Origin of the sequence: Gottschalkia acidurici 9a (genome assembly GCF_000299355.1) — a bacterium.
Lineage (GTDB): Bacteria > Bacillota > Clostridia > Tissierellales > Gottschalkiaceae > Gottschalkia > Gottschalkia acidurici.
This window is the reverse complement of sequence record NC_018664.1, coordinates 2287984-2313352: the sequence shown is the minus strand read 5'-3', so window position 1 is coordinate 2313352 and position 25369 is coordinate 2287984. Positions and strand designations below refer to the sequence as shown.

Here is a 25369-nt window from a genome sequence, read left to right as displayed (position 1 = left end):
AATATAAAATGCATACATTATGTGATAAAATAGACACATAGGTATGCATTTATTTTATTAAAGGAGAGATATAAATGTATTTTAACGAAAAAGGAAAAACAAATACAAGGGAAACTATAAACTTGGCTTTACAAAGAGCTAAGCAGGAAAGAATAAGAAATATTGTAATTGCATCTTGTACAGGATATACATGTGATTTTATAGATGATATTAAAGATCTTAATATTGTTTGTGTAACTCACTCATATGGTTTTATAGGAAGAGGTAAAATTGAAATGTCTGATGAAAAGAGAGCAGATCTGATTCGCAAGGGCTTTAAAGTTTTAACTACTACACATGTTTTAAGTGGAGCAGAAAGAGGAATAAGTTCAAGATACTCAGGACTATATCCAATAGAGATAATGGCTAATTCATTAAGAATGCTAGGAGAAGGCTTAAAAGTGAGTGTAGAAGTTTCTATAATGGCCTTAGACAGCGGATTAATCCCTTTTGGTGAAAAGATAATAGCTATAGGAGGAAGTGCTAGAGGGGCTGATACAGCAGTTATAATAACACCATCTCATGCTGCAAGTATTTTAGATACTAAAATTCACGAAATAATATGTAAGCCTAAAAACTTCTAAAAAATTATCAGAGTATTATAACTAGTGTCTAGAACCTACAGATGTACCCCATACTATTAAAAAAGTTATAGTATAAAAGCAAAGCTACTATTCATATTTACTTAAATATACTTGTATGAGCATAGTGAAAGAAATTTATAAATTATTTTTGAAAGTTAAACAAACTTAAAGAATAAGTCTAAAATTGTTTGCTATGCTCAACAAGGTAATGAATCTTCTAATTATATAGTAATTGTTTAGAATAACTTTTACTAAAACCTCCATAAAACCTACCATAATAATTGATTCAAAGATGTTAAGAATAACACACTTTTCTCTAATAATTCCATAAGGTCTTAATATAAGCAGAAGAACCAATATAAAAGCATAGTATTACACTTGAAGCACATCTATCTCTATGATACCATAAAAAAAACCTCCACTTTTTATTAGTAGATTGGCCTTATCTACTTACTCAAGTTGTGTGCAACTTCATTTTATTAGAAAAATATAATATATAAAAAACTTTACAATTCAATATGTAATTTCTTGATATAAAAGATATAAGATATTCTAATAGTTCCTCATTCAATAAAAAATGTCCCTGATTTTAACAAAATAGTACATTAGTATAAAAGCTTCAATTGTTAAGAATTGATAATGATTAATGATAAGTTAACGATAAATTATATATTAAATAATTATATATACGAAGAATATATGTAGTGAAATGAATTTTATGATAAAATGTATACATGAAAAGTTTGTGAAAAATTATTCTAAAGATACTATATGAGGATGAATATAATTATGAAAAAAGTAGATCTGAATAGTGATATAGGTGAAAGCTTCGGCATATATAAAATAGGATTGGACGAGGAGATAGTTAAGTATATAACTTCAGCTAACATAGCATGTGGATGGCATGCAGGAGATCCAATAACTATGGAGAAGACTATTGAAATATCTAAAAAATCAGGAGTAAAAATAGGAGCTCATCCAGGATTTATGGATTTGATGGGATTTGGAAGACGAGATATGTCAATTACAAAGCATGAACTAAAGGCCTATATAAAGTATCAGCTAGGCGCTCTAATGGCGTTATCAAGAAATAGTGGAGAAAAAGTACAACACTTAAAGCCTCATGGTTCCATGTATAATATGGCATCAAAAGATAAAGATTTATCTCAGGCTATAGCCGAAGCAGTATATGAAGTAGATAAAGCGATAGTACTTGTAGGACTAGCCAATAGTGAACTAATAGAAGCAGGAAAAAAGATTGGACTTAAAGTTGCTAATGAGGTGTTTGCAGACAGAGCATATAATAGAGATGGAACGTTAGTATATAGAAGTGTAGAAGGATCAATCATAGAGAACTTAGAATTAGCCATAGAAAGAACTATTGAAATGGTGAAAAAAGGACGAGTTAAATCAATAACTGGAGAATATATAGATATAGAAGCAGATACTATATGCGTACATGGAGATAATCCTAAAGCTGTCGAGTTTGCAAAAAATATTAGAAAAAACCTAGAGTATGAAGGTATAGAAGTAGTTAATATGTCAGAATTTATATGACTTTACTATTCAATATACAATACTTATTTTGACTATAATCTAGGAGAGGATTAAATGAGGAAATCAGATATAGCACTTGAATTATTTAATGAAGGGTATAATTGTGCACAAGCTGTTTTATCAGCCTTTGATGAAGAAATAGGACTAGATAGAAAAACTGCTATAAAGATTTCTTGTGAATATGGTGCAGGGATGGCTAAAGGTGGAACTTGTGGTGCTGTGATGGGAGCACTAATGGTGTTAGAATTTAAACTTAAACAAAATAATTCAGGTAATAGTAATTTAGAAGAGTTAGTATTTAATGCTCAAGGCAACTTAAAAATAAATTTAAATATATTAATAATACAACTATCTGTAAAGAGTTAATAAGTCATGATTTAAGCACAGAACAGGGGTTTCAGTATGCATTAAATAATAATATATTTGTAAATATATGTCCTAAATTTGTTAAAGATTCAGTAGAAATTTTAGAAGTAATATTGAAAAATGAAAAAATCTAATATTTAAAGAAAGGACACTAAGCATGACTACTAAATATCTATATTCAGGTGATAGGGGTCTAACAATAGAGTTCGGAGATATGATATTGGAAGAGATAAATAAAAAAGTAATGAATATGAAGAATTTAATTGAAAGTAGTAATATAAATGGAATCGAGGAAGTGGTACCAACATATAGATCTATACTAGTTTACTATAATCCATTTAAAATAAAATATGATATACTAGTTTCGCAATTAAGAAATATAGAGAATAATTCTAGTAAACAAGAATTAAAAGATAGTTTAGTCATAGAGATACCAACTGTGTATGGTGATATCTATGGTTCGGATATAGAAAAAGTGGCTAAATTTAATAAATTAACTATTCAAGAAGTCATAAAAATTCATACTTCTAGAGAATATCTTATATATATGCTAGGGTTTACACCAGGATTTCCTTATCTAGGGGGGATGGATGAGAGGTTAACAACGCCTAGAATAGAAACACCTAGAATAAAGATTAATGCAGGGTCAGTAGGAATTGCAGGAAAACAAACAGGTATATATCCTATAGAGAGCCCAGGAGGATGGAACCTGATAGGAAGAACACCTGTAAAGCTTTATAATCCTTATAGGGTAGATCCTATCTTACTAAAGCCAGGAAACTATATTAGATTTGTAGAAATTAGTAAAGAAGAATATAGCTATATAGAACACAAAGTAAACAATGACATATATACATGTAACACGTACTTAAAAAGGAGTGAATAAGCTTGGCTAGTATAAAGATTATAAAGCCCGGACTATTGACTACTGTTCAGGATAGAGGAAGACTAGGATATCAACAGTTCGGTGTTCCCTTATGTGGAGCTATGGATAGTTTTTCCCATAGAGTTTCAAATATTTTAGTAGGAAATGAAGTATTTGATGCTGTTTTAGAGACTACCCTTCTAGGGCCTAAAATAGAAATATTAGATGATAGTGTAATAGCTATTACTGGTGGAGACTTATCTCCAACTATAAATAAAAGTTCTGTTCCAATGTGGAAAAGTATATATGTAAGTAAGGGTGATGTACTGGCTTTTGGAGCAGTAAAAAGTGGATGTAGAAGCTATATTTCATTTGCTGGTGGAATAGATGTACCTTTAGTCATGGGGAGTAAATCAACTTATTTAAAAGGAAATATAGGTGGATATAAAGGAAGAAAATTAGAAAGTGGAGATATATTAAAAATATTAAATCCTAAAGAAAAATTAAAAAACTTAAAAAATCGTATGATAATTGAAAGATACAAACCCTACTATACTGATAGTATAGAATTAAGAGTCATACTAGGTCCACAAAAGGATAGATTTACGAATGAGGGTATGGAGACATTTTTATCAAATGAGTACACAGTCACAAGTGAAAATGATAGAATGGGTTATAGATTAGATGGTAAAAAAGTTCAGACTATAGATGGATCTGATATAATATCGGATGGTATAGCATTTGGAGCCATACAAATTACTAGTAGCGGTTTTCCTATAATAATGATGACAGATAGACAGACTGTTGGAGGATATGCTAAAATAGCCTGTGTAATTAGTTCAGATTTACCAAAGATAGCTCAGGCTAAGTCTAGAGATAAAGTAAGGTTTAAAGAGGTAAGTATAGAAGAAGCTCAAGATATTATAGTTAAAGAAATATTTATTAATCTTATATTGTTCATGTTTAACTACATTGACTTAATAACTATAATATACTAAAATATTAATAGTAAAAAAAAGGTAGAATGACTAGAAGGAGAAAACAAAATGAAAATAAAAAATATGCTTTTAATATCATTAGTAGGAATTAGTTTAACATTTACAGGATGTCAAAAGAGTAATAACGATGATGTCGGACAAATTATAAAAAATGTGGATATAAAAGAAGTTGAAAAGTTATCAGATGATGCTAAAGTTTTACAAGCTAGTAGGGATAAACTAAAAGTTGAATATCCTCAAGTAAAGGATGATGAGTCTGAAGCTTCGGCTAAAACAAACTTAGCTTTAAGTAAAGCTGTAGAGCCATATGTATATAGTAATTCATATAAAGAGGCTGATGTTAAGCCTGCAATAAAGAGACAGGATGATCAAATACTAAGTGTTCTTTATGAAGGAAAAGGAAAATTGAAAGATGGCGGAAAAGTTAATATAAAAGAAAGTGTAAATATAGACGCAAAGAGCGGAGAAAAGATAACTTTTGATACTATTATAAAGCAAGATAAGGAAACATTAAAACAGCTTAATGATATATTAAATAAAAAAGCAAAAGAAAAAGGAATTAAAGAGTTTGATGTCAATAAATCAAATATATACTTTGAGAATGACAGTATAGTATTTTTTCACACACCATCAAATGATAAAGAATCTGTAGAGGTAAAAGTATCAGAGAAAGAAATAAAACCTTTCTTTAGATAGTTTTACTAACAATTAAAATAAATCATGGACAGAAATCAGATGAAAATCTGAGGATATCCATGATTTATTTTTAATTACATTATATAAAATAAAATTAATTACTTAAGAAAGGGGGTAACAGTTTTGTTTTCAGAAAATGTTTTATTTGCATTTGGATTAACTTTATTTGCAGGATTATCCACAGGAATAGGAAGTCTATTAGGTTTTTTCACTAAAAAAACTAATACTAAGTTTTTATCTATATCACTAGGCTTTTCAGCGGGAGTAATGATCTATGTATCACTAGTTGAAATACTGCAGCAAGCACAAATGACATTAGTAAATGAGCTAGGAAAAAGTATTGGAGGATGGGTTACTATAATATCATTCTTTGGGGGAATGTTTATAATAGCATTAATAGATAAAGTAATACCAGAGGAAGAAAATCCTCACTCCTTACAGACGGTAGAAGATTTAGAAGAAGCTGAAGAAGAGATGGAAACTAAAAGCACAAATAGTGGACTAATGAGAATGGGAATAATGTCAGCACTTGCAATAGGAATACATAACTTTCCTGAAGGACTTGCTACTTTTGCAGCAGCATTAAAAGATCCCACAATAGCCGTGCCCATAGCTATAGCTATAGCAATACATAATATACCAGAAGGTATAGCAGTGTCTGTTCCAATATACTATGCAACAGGAGATAGAAAGAAAGCATTTACCTATTCATTTTTATCAGGGTTGTCAGAACCTTTAGGAGCAATCATAGGATATCTACTATTATATAGATTTCTAAATGATACGATATTTGGTATAATCTTCGCGTTAGTAGCTGGAATTATGGTCTTTATATCTTTAGATGAGTTACTACCTGCATCAGAGAAGTATGGGGAACATCACTTATCTATATACGGACTTATAGGAGGAATGGCTGTAATGGCTATAAGTTTAGTATTACTAGGATAAAAAAATCGTTAAAATTTCCAAAAAACTATTTAGGAAATTTTAACGATTATGTCTACTTTAATATAGCTATTTGCTCAAAGTTACTAACTAACTGATCTAAGAACTTATTAAGCTCATTTCCCTCTATAGGCATACCATGACTAGTTATTGCTAATGATGGAGATAAATCTTTAAGTTTACTTACTGATTCTTGTGCGGACTTCCAATCTATGGTTAGATACGCTGGAGGTCCACTTATCTTCTTATCTTGTGACAATACAGAAGATAGAGACTCTTGTTGAACTGTAGAGAATGCGTCACCAACTATAAGGGTTCTATCCCTATCTCTGAATAATGATATATGCCCTGGTGAGTGACCTGGTGTGTGTATCCAACGCCAATCGTTCATATCTGGAATACTTCCATCATCCGGAAGTGGATGAATGTGGTGACTTATATCTATAGCACTGTGTGGGAATGATGATGACATCAAAGACACTATTCCACCACCTGCATCTGGGTTGCCCTGAGGATAATCTTTTTCTCCTATTAAATACGGAAGTTCTAATTTATGTGCATACACAGGGACATTCCAATAATTGGTTAACTGGATTATTGAACCAATATGATCAAAATGTCCATGAGTAAGAATTATAGCTTTTGGGACAGTACCTTTTCCAAAGTGTTTTTCTGCAACCTCAATTATAAAGCCCGCAGCATTTTCCATACCTGTATCTATTAAGAACCATCCTTTAGGAGTATCTATTATACAAGCATTTACTATTTTAAGCCGAATTAGAATTATATCGTCAGTAATTTTTTGTGACCTCATTGAGATATTTGAAATTTTATGAAGTAACTCAGTTATCACTATAAAACCTCCCTATTAATAATAATTAAACTTATTATGTCCAGGAAGAGTAATTTTATAAATTATAGTATGGGTGACAGCAGCCTAGAAATAGATTCTTTTATTTTAACTATGTTTGAGCGAGCATTATATTTTTCTAATGTAATTTCATCACAAACCTTAAGATCTTCTTTGAAAAAATTTGTTAGACTTGAAGCAACAGACTTATCATATACGAAAGCATTTACTTCAAAGTTAAGTTTAAAGCTTCTTATATCTATATTAGCAGTTCCTACTGAGGCAACTTCTTCATCAATAATTACTGTCTTAGCATGTAGAAAGCCATCTTCATAGGCATATGCTTTAACTCCAGATCTTAGTAAGTCACCTATATAAGAGTAACTTGCCCAGTGGACAAAAGGATGATCAGGTTTAGCTGGAATCATTATATTTACATCTACACCAGATAAAGAAGCGATTTTTAGACCTTCTAAAAAGCTTTCATCTGGAACAAAGTAAGGAGTTTGGATATAAATATTTTTTTTAGCAGAGTTAATCATCTTAAGATATCCATTTTTAATATACATTTCTTCAGAGTCTGGACCACTAGAAACTATCTGAATACCAGTATCGCCTTTTACATCTAAATTAGGATAATATCTTTTTCTGTACTCTATTTTTTCCTGAGAAGCATGACTCCAATCTAGTAAAAACCTCATTTGAATAGAACGAACAGAATCACCAACTATTTTAAGGTGGTTATCTCTCCAGTATCCAAACTTTTTGTCGAGACCAAGATATTCATTTCCAATATTAAATCCTCCTATATATCCACACTTACCGTCAATGATTGCTAACTTTCTGTGATTCCTATAGTTTATTCTTAGACTAAGATAAGGTATTTTTGATGGAAAGAAGGATACAGAGCTTCCACCAGCTTCTTTAAGTTCTTTAAGCAATTTCTTTGATATACTTCTACTTCCTAAACTGTCATATAGAAGTCTAACCTTAACACCTTGTCTAGCCTTTTTTATTAATGCATTTAATACTATGTTACTTAAATCATCATTTTTTATTATATAATATAATATATGAATATGGTCTTCAGCATTTTCAATATCAGTGATTAATTGATTAAACTTATCTTTTCCATCAGTAAAAATTGTCACATCATTATTTCGGGAAAAAACAGATTGGCTACCTATTAAATGCATCTTAATAGTATCCTGATGATTTAAATCATAGTTACAATTGGTATAATCAGATTCACAATTTTGAAGATCTTCGAGCTGACTAATAACAATTTTATGGACAATTTTATCGTCTTTAGTTTTTGTATCAAATATTTTTTGTCTTCTTAGGTTTTGACCTAAAAGAAGATAAAGAACAAAACCAAGAACAGGAATTAAAGTTAATACCATTAACCAAGCCCAAGTAGCAGCGGGGTCTTTTCTCTCAAGAAATATTAAAATTAACGCAGAAGCTATATTTAAGATTACAAGTATTAAAAGTAGAAAAGAAAGTATACTCATATAAATTCTCCTTTGAAGTATTAAAGTAATTATACTTAATTATGATTATAGTTAATAATTATAGTGTACACAAGCATAAAAATAAACTTATAATAAATACAAACCATACTGATTAAACTATTTAAAAGATATTGATATAACTTATTATGTGATATATAATATGAAAAAATATATGAAAGTGTAAAAAAATAATAAAATGATATTATGTAAGGTGCATAGAAATAAGATTTTATGGGTATAAAGACAAATGCATATTTGGCTAGACATGGTATAAACTATACTGAAAATTTTTATGGAGGGCATAAGGTGAAGATTCTAGATAAAAAAATTGTTAAGTTTATTCAAGATAATAATTTAAAGAAAGAGTTGTTAATAGGAAGATTTGGATTAGAAAAAGAGAATTTGAGGGTCGGATATGATGGAAAATTAGCATTGACACCACACCCTAAACAATTTGGACAAAAAATAAAAAATTTATATATAAAAACTGATTTTTCTGAAAGTCAAGTAGAAATGATTACACCAGCCTTTAGAACACTAGAGGAGTCTTATAATTTTTTGGAGAATCTTCAAAATATAGTTAGCTTGGAATTAGACGGAGAGCTACTTTGGCCTCAAAGTAGTCCTTCTGTATTAGTAGATGAAAAGGATATACCTATAGCGGATTTTGGACCATTAGACACAGGTGAGAAAGAGTATAGGGAAACCCTATCAAAAAAATATGGCAAGAAGAATCAACTTATATCAGGAATACACTACAACTTTTCATTTAGTGATAAACTCTTAAAAAAATTATATGATGAGTTTGGAAAGAATACTAGCTTTAAGGACTTTAAGAATAAAGTATATCTTAAAGTAACTAAAGGCTTGTTGCAATATAGATGGTTAGCTATGTATCTTACGGGAGCAAGTCCAATAGTACATAATACTCATGATGAGAGATGTATTAATACTATGGAAAGTAACGATGGAGAAAATTATTTTTTAAAGGATAATGTGTCTTTTAGAAATGGAATATACGGATATAAGAATAAAAAAGATTATATTATTCCATATGATAATGTTGAAAACTATGTTAAAACCATAAAAGGACTAGTGGAAGATGGCGAAATAAGTGATCCAAGAGAGTTTTATAGCACTGTAAGACTTAGAGCTAAAGACAATAAGGATTTATTAAATTCTCTCTTATCTGATGGAATAAGTTATTTAGAAATAAGATATATAGATTTAAATCCATTTAATAAAAATGGAATAGACTTAGAAACGCTTTATTTAATTCATTTATTTATTCTGTATAGTCTTATAAAAGAAGATGAAGAGTTTGGAGAAGAAAGTCAAAAAGTTGCATATAAGAATCATGAAATAGCAGTAGGATTAGGACTTAAGAAAAATTTAGAGATTTATGAACGTTTAGATAAAAAAGTTCCTCTATATAAGTTAGGTGAGGATATATTAAATGAAGTAAGAAAATTAATTGATATCATAGGTCAAAAAGAAGAATTCTTGAATCAGATTATAGATAATTCCATTAAGAAAGTTAAAAATCCAGAAGAAACAATAGCATACAAAGTATTGAAAGAGTCGGAAAATAAAAAATATGTAAGTTTTCACTTAAATAAGGCTAAAGAGTACTTGGAAGAAAGTAAAAAAGATGAATTTAGACTAAAAGGATATGAAGATCTAGAATTGTCTACTCAGATACTACTAAAAGATGCTATAAAGAAAGGAATTAATTATGAGATTCTAGATAGACTAGATAACTTTATATTATTAGATAATGGTGAGAAGAAAGAATATATAAAACAAGCTACCAAAACAAGTCTAGATACTTATAGTACTGTTATGGTTATGGAGAACAAAGTTGTTACTAAAAAAGTACTAGATAAAGAAGGAATCAGAGTTCCTGCTGGTAAAGACTACACAGATGCTTTCAAGGCCAAAGAAGATTTTGAACTTTTTCAAGGAAAAAAAATAGTTATAAAACCTAAGTCAACCAACTTCGGTATAGGAATAACTATATTTAAAGATAAGTTTACTAAAGAAAGCTATGAGAGAGCAGTGGACATAGCATTTGAAAATGATAGTTCTGTTTTAGTAGAGGAGTTTATAGAAGGAAAAGAGTATAGATTTATAGTAATAGGTGAAAATGTGGAAGGTGTACTTAATAGAGTACCAGCTAATGTTATGGGTGATGGAAAAAGAACTATAACAGAATTAGTAAAAGAAAAAAATAAGGACTTTCTTAGAGGGAAAGGATATACAACTCCACTAGAAAAAATAAATCTTGGAGAAGCTGAAGAAATGTTTCTAGAGTCTCAGGGTAAAAACTTTGACTACGTTCCCTTAAAAGATGAAGTAATTTATATAAGAGAGAACTCAAATATAAGTACAGGTGGAGATAGCATAGATTTTACAGATGATATTCTAGATGAGTATAAAGAAATAGCAATAAAGTCTGCTAAAGCGGTAGGTGCACTAATATGTGGGGTAGATATGATGATTGAGAATATAAAAGAGAAGCCTACTGAAGACAATTATGGAATAATAGAGCTCAACTTTAATCCAGCTATTCATATACACTGTTATCCATACAAAGGTAAGAATAGAAAGCTAGGAGATAAAATATTGGATTTATTAAACATGTAAATAAATGTATATCATAATATAAAGTTGAATAATTATATTAAGATTAAAAGATAAAATATATAAAAAGCTTATTTAAATAAGTTTTTTATATATTTATTTTAAGAAATAAAAGGTTGACTTTTATTAGATTAAAGTATATATTAATATTAACAATACAATACCAAGTAAATAGATATGAATTATATAATAACAAAAATTAAAATATATAAATTTATAGGGGGAGATAACATGTCAAAAATAGCAAAAAATCTTACTGATTTAATAGGAAATACACCACTTCTAGAATTATCAAACTATAATAGCAAGAAGGGAATAGAAGCAGCTCTGATAGCAAAGTTAGAGTACTTTAATCCTGCTAGTAGTGTAAAAGATAGAATAGGATATGCAATGGTAAAAGATGCTGAAGATAAAGGATTATTAAAAGAAGGATCAGTTATCATAGAACCAACTAGTGGGAATACAGGAATTGCTTTAGCATTCGTAGCAGCTGCTAAAGGATATAAATTAATATTAACTATGCCAGATACAATGAGTATTGAGCGTAGAAATTTACTTCAAGCACTAGGTGCAGAACTTGTGCTTACACCAGGAAGTGAAGGTATGAAAGGTGCAATAGCTAAAGCAGAAGAACTATCTATTGAAACACCTAATTCAATAATACTTCAACAATTTAAAAATCCAGCTAATCCTGAGATACACAGAAAAACAACGGCGGAAGAAATATGGAGAGACACAGATGGAAACGTTGATATATTTATAGCAGGAGTAGGAACTGGAGGAACAGTTACAGGGGTTGGAGAAACTTTAAAAGCTAAAAATCCTGACATAAAAGTTATAGCTGTAGAGCCGGCAGATTCACCAGTACTTTCAGGTGGAGAACCAGGATCACATAAGATTCAAGGTTTAGGAGCAGGTTTTGTTCCAGATATATATAATGCTTCTGTAATAGATGAAGTATATCAAGTTAAAAATGAAGAAGCTTTCGAAGCTTCTAGAGAGATTGCAAAACACGAAGGATTACTAGTAGGTATATCTTCAGGAGCGGCAATTCATGCAGCTACTCAAATTGCAAAAAGACCAGAAAACAAAGGAAAAAATATCGTAGTTATACTTCCTGATACTGGAGAAAGATATTTATCAACTGTACTTTTTAAAGAAGATTAATATGAGATTTTTTAAATAAGGGGGAATGCAGATGTCTGCATTGGGAAAATATTTAAACACCATTAGGAATGGATATCTCACTATAATCAAGCAAGATAATCATATAGTACAGTTTAATATGAGTGAAAAATACTTACTTGGAGATTATCTTTGTTAAAGACTCATATTCTTTGGAGGGTATAGAATTGGCAAATAATAAAAAATTTTAGAAAAAGAATCTTCTGAAGAAAGCTTAAGTAAACTTGGAAAGATAATAAATACAGTTAAATATGGCTCAGTGACGGCCATAATACAAGAGGGAAAAATAGTACAAATAGAAAGAAATGAAAAAGTAAGAGTAAAGTAAGCTGACTGTAAAAACAGAGGCTTCAATATCACTAGTTAAATTATGTGATATTGAAGTCTCTTTTTTGTACAAAAATTTATTAATAAGGGGGAAATAGAAATGGCTATGAAAAAGGTAAAAAGAACTATGGCTGTATTAGTCGCTACAAGCGCTATTTTTACATTGGCTGGATGCAGCGATAGTAATAAAGTAGATGTATCTACGAATAAAGACGTATCAACAACTAGTAAAGAAACTAAAGTTGAAAAAGTAAAGAAGTTGGAAAATAGAAAAATAGTAGTAGGTCAGAATGGCGGTATATGTCAATCACCACTAATAATGGCTTATGAAAAAGGATATTTCAAAGAAGAAGGATTAGATGTAGAGTTACTGAAAGGAGATTATCCTGTATTAAGAGATGGACTTGCAACTGGGAGAGTAGACGTTAGTGATGGGCTAGTTGTTCAATGGTTGAAACCTATACAAAGTGGATTGGATATAAACTTTACACTGGGGATTCATACAGGATGTACATCAGCAGTTGTACCTAAAGGTTCTGATATAAAGGGATTTGAAGAACTAAAAGGTAAAACTATTGGAGTTACAGGAGGCATAGGTGGAGGTGGTATGAACTTTGGATATAGAAGTATATTAAGAGATGGTCTTGATATAAAAGACTATAAATGGAAAGACTATCCGGCTCAGCAACTTATCACAGCTCTTGAAAAAGGCGAAATACAAGCAGCTATAGTTGGAGATCAAGTAGGACTACAATGGTATAAAGATGGAAAGGTAGATCGTATAAGATCAAGTACTCATGACCAGGATTATAAAGAAGAATACTGCTGCTTACTTTCAATTAGAGGACCTATAGTAAGGGAAGAGCCTGAAGTTGCAGAGGCTATAACTAGAGCCGTTCTAAAAGGTGCCAAGTGGGTAAATGAGAACAAAGAGGAAACAGCAAAGATAATGGTTGATAAGAAATATGTTAATGGGGATTATCAATACAATCTTGAACTAATAAATTCTTATAATTATATACCAAGTATTCAGGGCGGAAAAGATGCAGTTAAAATTTCAATAGATGAACTTAAACAATTGGACTTATTTGATAAAAACATAGATATAGACAAAGAAACAGAAAAGATTTTTAGAAAACTTGAAAACGTGGAGTAGTAAAATTAAAAAATTCAAGTTTTAAATATAGGTTATACTTTCTACAGCTTCATTACTGGAAGATTTAATATAGATGTAGAAAGTATAATGAAGTACAAAAATATAAGAAGGCGGGTGGAGAAGTGAAAGCAGTCACATACTTAAAAGAGGAAACAACTACAGGTGAAATTAAAGAAAGAAAAACACATAAAATAAAAGCTATATTACCTTTAATAGGAATTTTGATAAATAATATCGTATATTATTTTTTGCCTAGTTATCGTAGTGATCTTAATACTACAAATGTATATCCAATATTACTTTGGATTATAGGACTTATATATATAGGAATCTTGTTTATATCAAGAAACAACAAAAAATCAAAGGAAAATGTAATAGATAAAGCACCAATTTTACTTGCTGTAACCCTGTTACTCATTGGACTTGACATACTAACACTTAAGACAGGATTTCTTCCTCTTCCTTATTTTCCATGGCCAGATAGAATTTTAAATGCAATTATAAACGATAGGGAAGTCCTAGCAGTTAGTGTACTTCATTCTTTAAGACTTTTAGCAGTAGGGTATATTTCAGGGGCAATAGTAGGTCTTATAACAGGAGTACTTATGGGATGGTATAAATGGGCGTACTATTGGATTAATCCATTTATGAAAGCAATAGGACCTATACCAGCAGTTACATGGATTCCTCTTATAATGCTACTTTTTCCAACAGGTATATATGGAAGTGCATTCTTAATATTTCTTGCAGTATGGTTTCCAGTTACTCTTATGACTTCATCAGGAATTTCAAACGTAAGAAATGCCTATTTCGAAGTAGCAAAGACATTAGGAGGAAATGAGAAGTTTCTAATTTTAAAAGTTGCGATACCAGCAGCTCTTCCTAATATATTTTTAGGACTTTTTCAGGGAATGACAGTTTCTTGTGTCACGCTAATGGTAGCAGAGATGCTAGGAGTAGAAGCAGGACTTGGATGGTACATTTCTTGGGCTACAGGATGGGCTGAGTATGACAAAGTATATGCAAGTATATTAATTATACTAATAACTTTTTCTAGTATTATTACTCTTCTATTTAAAATTAGAAGTAGAGCTCTATCGTGGCAGAAAGGGGTTATAAAATGGTAGGAGAAATACAAATAAAAGATATATCTAAAGTCTATGAAAGTTTAGACGGAGAGGGAGAAGTAAATGCTTTAAAAGGAATAAATCTTCATATAAAACCAGGAGAGTTTGTATCTTTAGTCGGAGCAAGTGGATGTGGAAAATCCACTTTACTTAGACTAGTTACAGGATTAGATACACCAACATTAGGCTCACTAACCATAGATGGAGAAGAAATAAAAGGACCAAGTCATTTAAGAGGACTCGTATTTCAAGATCCGACATTGTATCCTTGGCTCACTGTAAGAGACAATATAGCTTTAGGACTAAAAGCTAGAAAAATATACAACAAAGATAGTGAAAAAGAAGTAGATAAGATAATAGATTTAATAGGACTAGATGGATTTCAAAACACATATCCTCACCACTTATCCGGAGGAATGGCACAGCGTGTATCATTAGCTAGAGCACTCATAAATAAGCCTAAGGTATTGCTTTTAGATGAACCATTAGGAGCTCTAGATGCATTCACTAGAATGGATATGCAAGATGAGATATTAAGAATACTAGATGAACATAAAACTACTATGATACTTGTCACGCATGATGTAGATGAGGCAATATACTTAAGTGACAGGATAGTCATAATGACTCCAAGACCAGGAAAAATACAAGAGATCATAGATGTTAAAATAGGACGTCCTAGAAATAGAAATCATCCTGATTTTATTAGAATACGCTCTAAGATACTTGAATTACTTCATTTCGCAAAAGAAAATCATCTAAGTTACTATATATAATTCAAAGATATTCATAAGACATAATATAGGGGGGATTTACATGAGTGATTTTATAGATAGGCCAAGATATTCATGTGCTTTAGGAGGGGCATTAGGAACTATTAGAGCACTACCTAAAGTTGTTCCTATAATGCATGCAGCTGCAGGATGTGGAGGTAATCTTTCAAGTGCCATAAACTTTGGGGCAGGATATGTTGGGAGTGGATACTGCTCAGGTCAAGCTTTACCAAGCACAAATGTGATTGAGAGAGATATAGTTTTTGGTGGAGAAAATAGACTAAGAGAACAGATAGAAAACACACTTAAAATAGTCGATGGTGACTTATATGTAGTTCTTACAGCTTGTATGGTAGATATGATAGGAGATGATAGTAGGAGTGTGACTAAAGAGTTCTCTGACCATCGTGTACCTGTTTTATTTGCAGAAACAGGAGGGTTTAAAGGTAATTCTTACAAAGGCTATGATTTAGTACTAGAGACGCTCTTTAGAGATTTTGTTGAAAAGACAGATGAAAAAGAAGAAAAAACTATAAATTTATTAGGTATAGTGCCTATTCAAGATGTTTTTTGGCAAGGGAACTTAAGAATACTGAAAGAACTGTTTGAAAAGTTGGGGTATAAACTAAATACTTTTTTTGGAGAGGGAGAAACGATTGAAGATTTGAAAAAATCATCAAGATCAAAGTTAAATATAGTTGTATCTGATATCTTTGGAATAGATGCAGCTAAAGTATTTGAGGAGGTACATGGAGTACCATTTGTAACAACTCAATTTCCAATAGGAGAAAAAAGTACTAATAAATTTTTAAGAGAAATTGGAAAAGTATTAGAAGTTCCAGAGTGTTTAGTTGAAAACATAATAAGAGAAGAAAAGAAAAATTATTATAACTATATTGAAAGAATAGTAGATATTTATAACGATATAGATCTTCAAAGATATTCAGTAGTTGTAGGTGATTCAAATTATACTCAAGCTCTAGCTAGATTTTTAGCTGACGATTTAGGATGGTTACCAGAACTAGTAGTTATAACAGATGAGTTAGAAGAGAAGGATAAAGAGTTAGTGTTAAAAAGATTTGAACAATATGAATCGGGATTTAAACCTAATGTGATTTTTGATACAAATACGTCTAGTATAGAAAAGCACTTAAATGATATATGGCCTAATAATAAGGAAAGTATATACTATGATTCATTTAGCCCAGCCTTTGTTATAGGAAGCTCTTTTGAAAAAGATCTAGCTAAAAGAATAGATGCTCCACATTTAAGTGTAACATATCCTATTTCGAATAGAGTAGTACTAGATAAAGGATATGCTGGATATAGAGGAGCATTAAGTCTTGTGGAAGATTTGTTTGGAATTCTTGTAGAAAAGAGATAAGGGGGTAGAAGTAAATGGATTATATAAAATCAAAAACTCCACCTGTTCGTGAGGATAGGTTGGGAGCGTGTAATAGTTTTGGAGGATGCTGTTCTAGTCTTTTGGAAAAGTCAAAGAAAGGGTGCCTCAATAACAGCAAAAGAACATTTTATCAAACTCAAGGATGTCAATTAAATTTAAGTCTTGCTACTTTGAACACCATAAGAGACTCAGTAGTCATAGTTCACTCACCAATAGGGTGCGGGAGTGGAAATACATCTGTTGCAGGAATAACTACGAACTATCAAAAACTTAGAGATAGTAATTCTAGAGGATTAATATGGGTCAATACAAACTTAAATGAGACAGATGTAATAAGTGGGGGAGAAAAAAAACTAAAGGATGCAGTTTTATACGTTGAAAAAGAATTTTCTCCAGAAAGTATAATCGTAGTAAACAGTTGTGTTCCAGCTTTAATTGGGGATGATATTGATGGAATATTAACAGAAGTACAAAATGAAGTTACAGCTAAAATTGTGCCAGTTCACTGTGAAGGATTTAAAACTAAAATAATGGCTAGTGCATATGATGCTGTTTTCCATGGGATATTAAGAAATCTAGTTTATGAAAAGGAAAAACCTAAAGATGAAAAGGCTATAAGAGAAAAAAACATAAAAGAAAATCGTACAATAAATTTACTTAATGTGTCTTCTATGAGCAAGCTAGATGAAACTGAATTAATAAGACTTTTAGAAAAATTGGGACTTGAGGTAAGGGTATTACCTTGCTATTCTCATCCAGATGATTTTCAAGATATGTTAGATGCAGCATTAAATGTGAGCATATGTGCTACTCACGATGACTACTTTGTAGAGCATTTAAAGTCCAAGTATGATATTCCATTTATATTAAAAACTATACCTATTGGAATTAAAAATACCAATAGATGGATTAGAGATATAGCTGAATTCTTCGGGCTAGAAAAAGAGGCTGAAGGTGTTATAGAGTCAGAAAATAAAGCTCTTAAAGAAGCTTTAGAACCTTTTAGAAAATCTTTAAGTGGAAGAACAGCTCTTTTAGCAGGGGGAGAAATACGGGTATTAGCGACGGCAGAATTATTAGAATTTTTAGATATAAAGATTATTGGTATGAGAGGTTATCACTATGATCATTTTGCAAATGAACTTATAGAAGGATTAGAAGGTGATAAAAATAAAATAATATTTAATGCAGCTACAGGTCAGCCTTTTGAGCAATCAAATATTATTGAAAGATTGAAGCCTGATATATATATAGGACATACTGGTGGAAATGTATGGGCGGCTAAACACGGAGTACCTATACTTCCTATATTCGGTCAGACCTATAATTATATGGGATATTCAGGATCTTTTGAAATTATAAGAAGATTAAATAGAGTACTCAAAAATACTATATTTAATAAGAATATAACTGAAAATATTAAACCACCTTACTTTGAAGAATGGTACAAAGAAAATCCATTCCTATATATAGAAGAGCCAGAAGAGATATTATCTGAAGCTTTGTCAGGAGCTTTTTAAAGAAATATAGATGGAACTTTAAAGATAAAGTGGATGATATATATAACTAAAATTGAAGATATTTATGGAAACTAGACGGTTCATCGGATATTTCTGTAAACTTTGTAGTATAGAAAGGAATCATAGATGTAGAGGCACAAAGTTAAACTAGGCATAAGAAAAGAATAAAAGTTAACTATAAAAAAGATTGACAAAATATATCTTAAGTTATATTATATGTTTACAACATAAAACATATAATAATGATAAGAATACTTGGTATTAAAAATTAGTTGACCAGAAAACTGGAGGCTAAGTAACCAATCTCAAAATTTACTTTAAATAAGCTTTGAGATTGGTTACTTAGCCTTTTTTATTTTAGGAGGTGCAAAATGACTTATAAGTTTGATCATTTGGTAAAAAAACATCCTTGCTTTAGTGGAGAAGCACATGTTAAATATGGAAGAATACATCTTCCTGTAAGTCCATCTTGTAATATTCAGTGTAAATTTTGCAAAAGAAGTTTTAACAAATGTGAAAATAGACCAGGGGTTAGTAGATCTATAATAACACCTGAAGAATCTGTAAATATAGTGGATAAAGCACTAGACTTATGTCCAGATATTACTGTAGTAGGAATAGCAGGACCAGGAGATACACTTGCTACAGACCATGCATTAGATACATTTCAACTGATAAATAGAAAGCATCCTAATCTAATTAAATGCTTAAGTACTAATGGATTAAAACTCAGTGAAAAGGCAGAGCGAATAGTAGAATCAGGTGTAAAAACAATAACTGTCACTATAAATGCAGTTAATCCAGAAATATTAAAGCATATATGCTCAAGTATCCTTTATGAAGGTAAAAAAGTTATAGGAAAAGATGGTGCTGAGATATTAATATCAAATCAGCTAGAAGGAATAAAGAAAATAAGTGACTTAGGAACTATTGTAAAGATAAATACAGTCCTAATACCAGGAATAAATGATATTCACGTAGAGGAAATAGCAAAGACTACTAAAAAATTAGGAGCTTCAATAATAAATGTTATACCTCTTATACCTCAAAATGAAATGATAAACTATCCTGCACCAAATTGTGATCAACTGGGATTAGCAAGAATAAAAGCTGAGCAACATTTACCAGCATTTAAGCATTGTAAACAGTGCAGGGCTGATGCATGTGGGATTCCTGGAAAAAGTAGGGATTTATCAAAGCTACTATATGATAGACCGTTACAATTAGAAACTTTTTCTCACGGTTAAAAGGAGTGAAATGAGATGTCAATAAGAGTAGCAGTTGCAAGTAAAGATGGTAAAGTTGTAAACCAACATTTCGGTAAAGCAAATAAATTTTATATATACAATATTCATAAAGATAAAACACTAGAATACATAGGTGTTAGAGAAATACAGCCACTATGCGAGTTAAGAGGTCACGATCAAAATAGACTTTTAGAATCAATAAAGTTAATTTCAGATTGTGAAATAGTGCTCGTAAGCGCAATAGGATTAGGTGCAGAGAATGAACTAGTTAATAATAGGATAAAAGCTTATAGAGTATATGACTTTATTCATGACTCTTTAAATAAGATAGCGGATCAATATTATCAGTAAGATAAGTAGAAAATTTTAAATATAGCCAAACAAAAAATATATTAATGAGGTGAAGTAATTGAGTAAAAAACTAAAACAAATAGCAATCTACGGAAAAGGAGGAATAGGTAAATCAACAACAACTTCAAATATAAGTGCAGCTTTAAGCACTATGGGATATAAAGTAATGCAATTTGGATGTGATCCTAAGGCTGATTCAACTAATACATTAAGAGATGGGACTTATATTCCAACAGTCTTAGATACTCTTAGGGAAAAAAGTAAAGTTGATGTGCACGAGGTAATTTTTGAAGGATTCAATGGAATCTACTGTGTAGAGGCGGGAGGCCCAGCACCTGGGGTTGGCTGTGCTGGTAGGGGTATTATTACTGCCGTTGAACTATTTAAACAACAAAAAATATTTGAAGAACTTGATTTAGACTATGTTATATACGATGTACTGGGAGATGTTGTATGTGGTGGATTTGCAGTTCCAATTCGTGAAGGCATTGCAGATCATGTGTTTACTGTTTCATCTGCTGACTTCATGGCGGTATACGCTGCAAACAATCTTTTTAAAGGGATTCAAAAATATTCAAATTCAGGGGGAGCTTTACTTGGCGGTGTTATAGCAAATTCAATAAATCAGCCATACTCTAAAGAAATTATAGATGACTTTGTTTTAAAAACAAATACACAAATAATGCAGTATGTGCCAAGGTCAGTTACAGTCACACAAAGTGAACTACAAGGCAAAACTACTATAGAAGCAGCTCCAGATTCAGAGCAAGCAAAAGTATATAGAGAACTTGCAGAAAGAGTCGCAGGACACACAGATTCAAAAGTACCATCTCCTTTAAGTGTAGAGGAGCTAAAAGAATGGGCGTCAAAATGGGGAGACCATTTACTTGCCTTAGAAACAGGAACAGTTAAAGGTGAAGCTTCAGCTATATAGGGGTCTACGGTACGTGTGTCTAACTAGGGGGTGTATTTGTGTCAGAAATTAATATAAAAGTTCCACAAGTAAGAATTCGAGAAGCACGTCTTGGATCTATTACGGGCTTTAAAGGAACAGCAGATGAACTAGTCAAATGTTCCCACTCAGGTAAGTTAAAAGATTGTGCAAGGAAGTTTAGTCAGTGCATGGGATGTAGCTCTGGAAATGCATTTTGTCAGCTTTCAATGATAAAAGATGCTGTTGTAATAAATCATGGTCCTATAGGCTGTGCAGGTGACTTTTTTAACTTTAATTTTGTATATAGAGTAGGTCAAATGGAAAGAAACCTTCAGCCTTCAATAGGAAGATATTTTAATACTAATATTGAAGAAAGTGATACAGTGTTTGGAGCGATTAGAAAGTTAGAAGATACAGTTAGGGCTGCATATGAAAGGGTTAAGCCAAATGCAATATTCATTACAACCTCTTGTGCATCAGGAATAATAGGAGACGATGTTGAAGGTGTAGCAAATGATTTGACGGAAGAACTAGGAATACCAGTAGTTTCATGCTTCTGTGAAGGGTTTAAGTCAAAGTTATGGACGACAGGATTTGATTCTGCATATCATTCTATAGTTAGGAAGATAGTGAAACAACCTAGGAATAAAACTAACAAAGTAAATATTGTTAACTTCTGGGGAAGTCATATATTTGATGAACTTTTGGAGAGGTTGGGATATAAGGCGGAATATATTGTACCATTTTCTACAGTTGCTGACTTAGAATATATTTCAGAAGCAGCGGCTACAATTCAAATATGTCCTACTTTAGGAACATATTTAGGAGCAGCTCTTGAACAAATATATGGAGTTCCAGAAATTAAATCACCACCTGCTTATGGAATAAAGGGAACAGATTCATGGCTTAGAGAATTGGGAAAAGTGCTTGATAGAGAACACGAAGTAGAAGAAATAATAAAAGAAGAGCATGAGAGAATTACACCTAAAATTAATGAATTTAGACAGAAGTTAGCAGGAAAGACAGCATATATAACTGCTGGAGCTGCTCATGGTCACGCCATCATTGCATTATTAAGAGAACTAGGGCTTGAAGTACAAGGCGCAGCTATATTTCATCATGATCCAGTTTATGATAACGGAGATAATACTTCGGATGCACTATCTCATACTGTTAATACCTACGGAGATGTTAAGAACTATAACGTATGTAATAAGCAAGCTTATGAACTTGTAAATATACTCAATAGAGTAAGGCCAGACATAATGATTGCAAGACATGGTGGTATGACTGTTTGGGGAGCAAAGCTTGGAGTACCAACACTATTAATAGGTGATGAACAGTTTGGCTTTGGATATCAAGGAGTATTAAATTATGCAGAGAGAATAATTGAGACTCTTGATAATAAAGAATTTGTAACTAATCTAGCAAAACATAGTTCTATGCCTTATACGAAGTGGTGGTTGGAACAAGATCCGTTTACATTCCTTGGAGGTGATGCACATGTCGAAGTTTATTGAGCAACCTAGATATTCATGTGCTTTAGGAGCGCAACAAACTGTTGTAGCTATAAAAAGAGCTGTTCCTATTGTTCATGCAGGGCCAGGATGTAGTGGAAAAATAAGTGCACTTATAGGTCAGGGTGAAGGCTATGCTGGTGGAAATACAATACCATGTACAAATACTAGCGAAAGTGAAGTTGTTTTTGGGGGAGAAGGAAAACTTAGAAACGTAATAGATGGAGCTTTTAAAGTAATAGATGGTGATCTTTATGTAGTACTTACAGGCTGTACATCTGATATCGTAGGAGATGATATTGGAAGTGTTACATCTGATTACCAAAAGCAAGATAGACCTATAGTATATGTCGAAACAGGGGGATTTAAAAGTAATAATTATGTTAGTCATAGTGTTGTTGTAAATGCAATAATTGATCAATATGTTGATAAATATAAAGTAAATGAAGAGGTTGAAAAAGGATTAGTAAATGTTTTTGCATCTATACCATATCAAGACCAATATTGGAATGGAAATCTTGAAGAAATAAAAAGAATACTTGAAGGTATAGGTTTAAAGGTTAATATACTTTTTGGCCTTGAGTCAGAAGGAATAAATGAATGGAAGACTATACCGAATGCTGAATTTAATATAGTAGTCAGCACATGGGCAGGACTAGAGATTGCAGAACATCTTAAGGAGAAGTATAATACTCCATATTTTCACTTCTCATATCTTCCTATAGGAGGTAAGACAACATCAGAATTTCTAAGGCAAGTTGCAGAATTCGGAAATATTGATAAAGAAAAAGTAGAAGGTTTTATTAAAAAAGAAGAGGAGAAGTTTTACGCACATATAGAAAGAACAGCAGACTTTATGCTTGAATTTAGATACGGTCTTCCTCGAAGATTCTATACTATTTTAGATGCAAATTATGCAATTGGTTTCTCTAAATTTCTTTTAAATGAACTAGGAATTATACCAGCAAAACAATATATTATTGATGATACTCCTGAAAAGTATAGAGAAAGTATAAGGGAATTATTTAATAAAATATCAGAACATAGATCAGCTGATGTTCAATTCTCAGTTGATGGAGGGATTATACAAGAAGAAATAAGTAAAGATAAGCAAAAGAATAGAGCATTAATATTAGGTAGTGGATGGGAAAGAGATCTTGCACAAAATATTAAAGGTGATCTTCTTATTATAAGTGCACCTGTTGCATACAGGCTTATTCTAAATTGTGGATATGCTGGATATAATGGAGGACTCAGAGTTATTGAGGATATATACGATATAGCACTAAATACTTATAGATAGAAAGTAGATTGTATTTATTTGGATGAAGATTTTGTATATCTATAAATATAATTAATATCAGTATTAGGTCTGAAAATTAAGTATAAATAAGGGGTGTTGGTCAATGTCAGAATTAAGTCTTGGATTTGACACAATTAAAGTCAGAGGAGGATATGATCCTAAAGAACATAACTATGCTTCATCTGTTCCTATTTATCAAACAGCATCATATGAACTGGGAGATATTGAGAGATTTGAAAGACTAAGAGCATTTGAAGAGCCTGGACATTTATATTCAAGAATTGGCAATCCAACTGTACAGGTGTTAGAGCAAAGGATAGCTGCCTTGGATGGTGGCACTGCAGCTATTGGGGTTGGATCAGGCATGGCAGCGGTTACACTCACTTTATTTAATGTTGCTGAAGGTGGAGGAAGGATAATAACTACTCAGCAATTATACGGGGGAACTCTAGACGCTTTTAACAAGTTATATCCTAAGTTTGGAGTTAAGATTGATAAAGTGAATAATCCAAATGATACTGAAGAGTTTAGGAAGTTAATAAAGGATGATACAAAAGCTATATTTATAGAAAGTATAAGTAATCCAAGTACAATTGTTGCTGATATTGAAGCTATAGCAAAAGTCGCACATGAAAATAATATCCCATTAATTGTAGATAATACTGTTGCTACACCTTATCTGCTAAATCCAATAAAGTATGGTGCTGATATAGTTATATACTCAGCTACAAAATCAATAAGTGGTCACGGGAATGCGATAGCTGGATTGATTGTTGAAGGTGGAAATTTTAACTGGGCAAATGGAAAATTCCCACAATTTACAGAACGTCATCATCTACTAAGAGATAGTAATGATAAAGAAAGAAGTTTTGTAGAATCATTACCAGACTTTCCGTTTACAGCTAAGATTAGACTGAATTATCTTGCTTACTTTGGAGCCGTGTTAAGTCCTTTTGATGCATATCTTCTTCTATTAGGACTAGAAACATTATCAGAAAGAGTTAAAAAGCAAGTCTCAAATACTGAAAAAATAATAAAATATTTAGAGCGAAATGAAGCAGTTTTATGGGTTAAACACCCTTTTGCTAGCTCTAGTCCATATAAGGAACTATCTGATAAATATTTACCAAAAGGGGCAGGCTCAATTTTATCATTTGGAATAAAAGGTTCAGAAGAGCAACTAAATAAATTTATAAAGTCTTTAAAATTATTTAGCTATCAAGCTAATATAGGTGATGCTAAATCTTTAATAATTAATCCTCCAAAAGTTACTCATGGAGAACTGAATTTAAAAGAGTTAAGGAGTGCAGAAATATCACCTGAAACTATAAGACTTTCAATTGGGATAGAAGATGTGGAGGATTTAATTAATGACTTAGATCAAGCATTTAAAATATATTGATATTTGGTTGACCAGAAAACTGGAGGCTAAGTAATAACTGAAAAGCTCGTCTTATGATAGCTATT

Annotated in this window: 24 protein-coding genes; 22 read left to right on the top strand and 2 right to left on the bottom strand. The window is 31.5% G+C overall.

What is annotated here, in order from left to right; all coding sequences use genetic code 11:
• Positions 1 to 74: 74 nt before the first annotated feature.
• The 7 genes from CURI_RS10895 (at position 75) to zupT (ending at position 6053) form a co-directional block, all read left to right on the top strand.
• Entirely contained in the window at positions 75 to 623 is a 549-nt protein-coding gene (locus CURI_RS10895; RefSeq protein ID WP_041701793.1) for a pyruvate kinase alpha/beta domain-containing protein, read from the top strand.
• A 789-nt stretch (positions 624 to 1412) separates the two neighbouring features.
• Positions 1413 to 2180, top strand: a complete 768-nt coding sequence (locus CURI_RS10890) for a LamB/YcsF family protein (RefSeq protein ID WP_041701792.1) — start codon at positions 1413 to 1415, stop codon at positions 2178 to 2180.
• Positions 2181 to 2234: 54 nt separating this feature from the next.
• Entirely contained in the window at positions 2235 to 2546 is a 312-nt protein-coding gene (locus CURI_RS10885) for a C-GCAxxG-C-C family protein (RefSeq protein WP_014968316.1), read from the top strand.
• Between the two features lie 157 nt (positions 2547 to 2703).
• Positions 2704 to 3432, top strand: coding sequence for a 5-oxoprolinase subunit PxpB (gene pxpB / locus CURI_RS10880; protein ID WP_014968315.1), 729 nt, complete (start codon positions 2704 to 2706; stop codon positions 3430 to 3432).
• A 2-nt stretch (positions 3433 to 3434) separates the two neighbouring features.
• Positions 3435 to 4409 (top strand): 5-oxoprolinase subunit C family protein, encoded by a 975-nt coding sequence (locus tag CURI_RS10875; protein WP_014968314.1) that lies wholly within the window; start codon positions 3435 to 3437, stop codon positions 4407 to 4409.
• Positions 4410 to 4457: 48 nt separating this feature from the next.
• Positions 4458 to 5105, top strand: a complete 648-nt coding sequence (locus CURI_RS10870) for a hypothetical protein (protein WP_014968313.1) — start codon at positions 4458 to 4460, stop codon at positions 5103 to 5105.
• Positions 5106 to 5228: 123 nt separating this feature from the next.
• Positions 5229 to 6053 (top strand): zinc transporter ZupT, encoded by an 825-nt coding sequence (gene zupT / locus CURI_RS10865; protein WP_014968312.1) that lies wholly within the window; start codon positions 5229 to 5231, stop codon positions 6051 to 6053.
• Positions 6054 to 6105: 52 nt separating this feature from the next.
• Here zupT and CURI_RS10860 read toward each other — a convergent pair whose 3' ends face one another.
• On the bottom strand, positions 6106 to 6903 hold the full coding sequence (locus CURI_RS10860; RefSeq protein ID WP_014968311.1) for an MBL fold metallo-hydrolase: 798 nt from the start codon (positions 6901 to 6903) through the stop codon (positions 6106 to 6108).
• Positions 6904 to 6965: 62 nt separating this feature from the next.
• Entirely contained in the window at positions 6966 to 8414 is a 1449-nt protein-coding gene (gene cls / locus CURI_RS10855; protein WP_014968310.1) for a cardiolipin synthase, read from the bottom strand.
• Positions 8415 to 8720: 306 nt separating this feature from the next.
• Here cls and gshAB point away from each other — a divergent pair, with 306 nt between their 5' ends.
• The 15 genes from gshAB to CURI_RS10790 all read left to right on the top strand — a co-directional run bounded on the left by gshAB (position 8721) and on the right by CURI_RS10790 (position 25304).
• Positions 8721 to 11060 (top strand): bifunctional glutamate--cysteine ligase GshA/glutathione synthetase GshB, encoded by a 2340-nt coding sequence (gene gshAB / locus CURI_RS10850; protein ID WP_014968309.1) that lies wholly within the window; start codon positions 8721 to 8723, stop codon positions 11058 to 11060.
• A gap of 228 nt (positions 11061 to 11288) precedes the next feature.
• Positions 11289 to 12224 (top strand): cysteine synthase A, encoded by a 936-nt coding sequence (cysK, locus tag CURI_RS10845; protein ID WP_014968308.1) that lies wholly within the window; start codon positions 11289 to 11291, stop codon positions 12222 to 12224.
• A gap of 31 nt (positions 12225 to 12255) precedes the next feature.
• Positions 12256 to 12381 carry a DUF2292 domain-containing protein gene (locus CURI_RS15665; protein WP_187287398.1) on the top strand — a complete coding sequence of 42 codons (126 nt, stop codon included), beginning with the start codon at positions 12256 to 12258 and terminating at the stop codon, positions 12379 to 12381.
• 45 nt (positions 12382 to 12426) lie between these two features.
• Complete coding sequence (locus CURI_RS16560; protein WP_081580480.1) at positions 12427 to 12570, top strand: DUF2292 domain-containing protein; 144 nt, start codon at positions 12427 to 12429, stop codon at positions 12568 to 12570.
• Between the two features lie 99 nt (positions 12571 to 12669).
• Positions 12670 to 13725, top strand: coding sequence for an ABC transporter substrate-binding protein (locus CURI_RS10840; protein ID WP_014968307.1), 1056 nt, complete (start codon positions 12670 to 12672; stop codon positions 13723 to 13725).
• Positions 13726 to 13847: 122 nt separating this feature from the next.
• Complete coding sequence (locus CURI_RS10835; protein WP_014968306.1) at positions 13848 to 14852, top strand: ABC transporter permease; 1005 nt, start codon at positions 13848 to 13850, stop codon at positions 14850 to 14852.
• Positions 14846 to 15628: an ABC transporter ATP-binding protein gene (locus CURI_RS10830; protein ID WP_014968305.1), complete on the top strand. Its 783-nt coding sequence runs from the start codon at positions 14846 to 14848 to the stop codon at positions 15626 to 15628. Before CURI_RS10835 ends, CURI_RS10830 begins: the two co-directional genes overlap by 7 nt.
• Before the next feature lie 40 nt (positions 15629 to 15668).
• The gene (locus tag CURI_RS10825; RefSeq protein WP_014968304.1) at positions 15669 to 17009 is read left to right on the top strand and encodes a nitrogenase component 1; all 1341 of its coding nucleotides are present in this window, start codon (positions 15669 to 15671) and stop codon (positions 17007 to 17009) included.
• A gap of 14 nt (positions 17010 to 17023) precedes the next feature.
• The gene (locus tag CURI_RS10820; protein ID WP_014968303.1) at positions 17024 to 18550 is read left to right on the top strand and encodes a nitrogenase component 1; all 1527 of its coding nucleotides are present in this window, start codon (positions 17024 to 17026) and stop codon (positions 18548 to 18550) included.
• Positions 18551 to 18921: 371 nt separating this feature from the next.
• Entirely contained in the window at positions 18922 to 19797 is an 876-nt protein-coding gene (locus tag CURI_RS10815; RefSeq protein WP_014968302.1) for a radical SAM protein, read from the top strand.
• A gap of 15 nt (positions 19798 to 19812) precedes the next feature.
• The gene (locus tag CURI_RS10810; protein WP_014968301.1) at positions 19813 to 20148 is read left to right on the top strand and encodes a NifB/NifX family molybdenum-iron cluster-binding protein; all 336 of its coding nucleotides are present in this window, start codon (positions 19813 to 19815) and stop codon (positions 20146 to 20148) included.
• Positions 20149 to 20206: 58 nt separating this feature from the next.
• Positions 20207 to 21082, top strand: coding sequence for a nitrogenase iron protein (gene nifH / locus CURI_RS10805; protein WP_014968300.1), 876 nt, complete (start codon positions 20207 to 20209; stop codon positions 21080 to 21082).
• A gap of 38 nt (positions 21083 to 21120) precedes the next feature.
• The gene (locus CURI_RS10800; protein ID WP_014968299.1) at positions 21121 to 22602 is read left to right on the top strand and encodes a nitrogenase component 1; all 1482 of its coding nucleotides are present in this window, start codon (positions 21121 to 21123) and stop codon (positions 22600 to 22602) included.
• Positions 22586 to 23902: a nitrogenase component 1 gene (locus CURI_RS10795; protein ID WP_014968298.1), complete on the top strand. Its 1317-nt coding sequence runs from the start codon at positions 22586 to 22588 to the stop codon at positions 23900 to 23902. The genes CURI_RS10800 and CURI_RS10795 overlap by 17 nt, the downstream gene beginning before the upstream one ends.
• Positions 23903 to 24005: 103 nt before the next feature.
• The gene (locus CURI_RS10790; protein WP_014968297.1) at positions 24006 to 25304 is read left to right on the top strand and encodes an O-acetylhomoserine aminocarboxypropyltransferase/cysteine synthase family protein; all 1299 of its coding nucleotides are present in this window, start codon (positions 24006 to 24008) and stop codon (positions 25302 to 25304) included.
• The last annotated feature ends 65 nt before the right edge of the window (positions 25305 to 25369 follow it).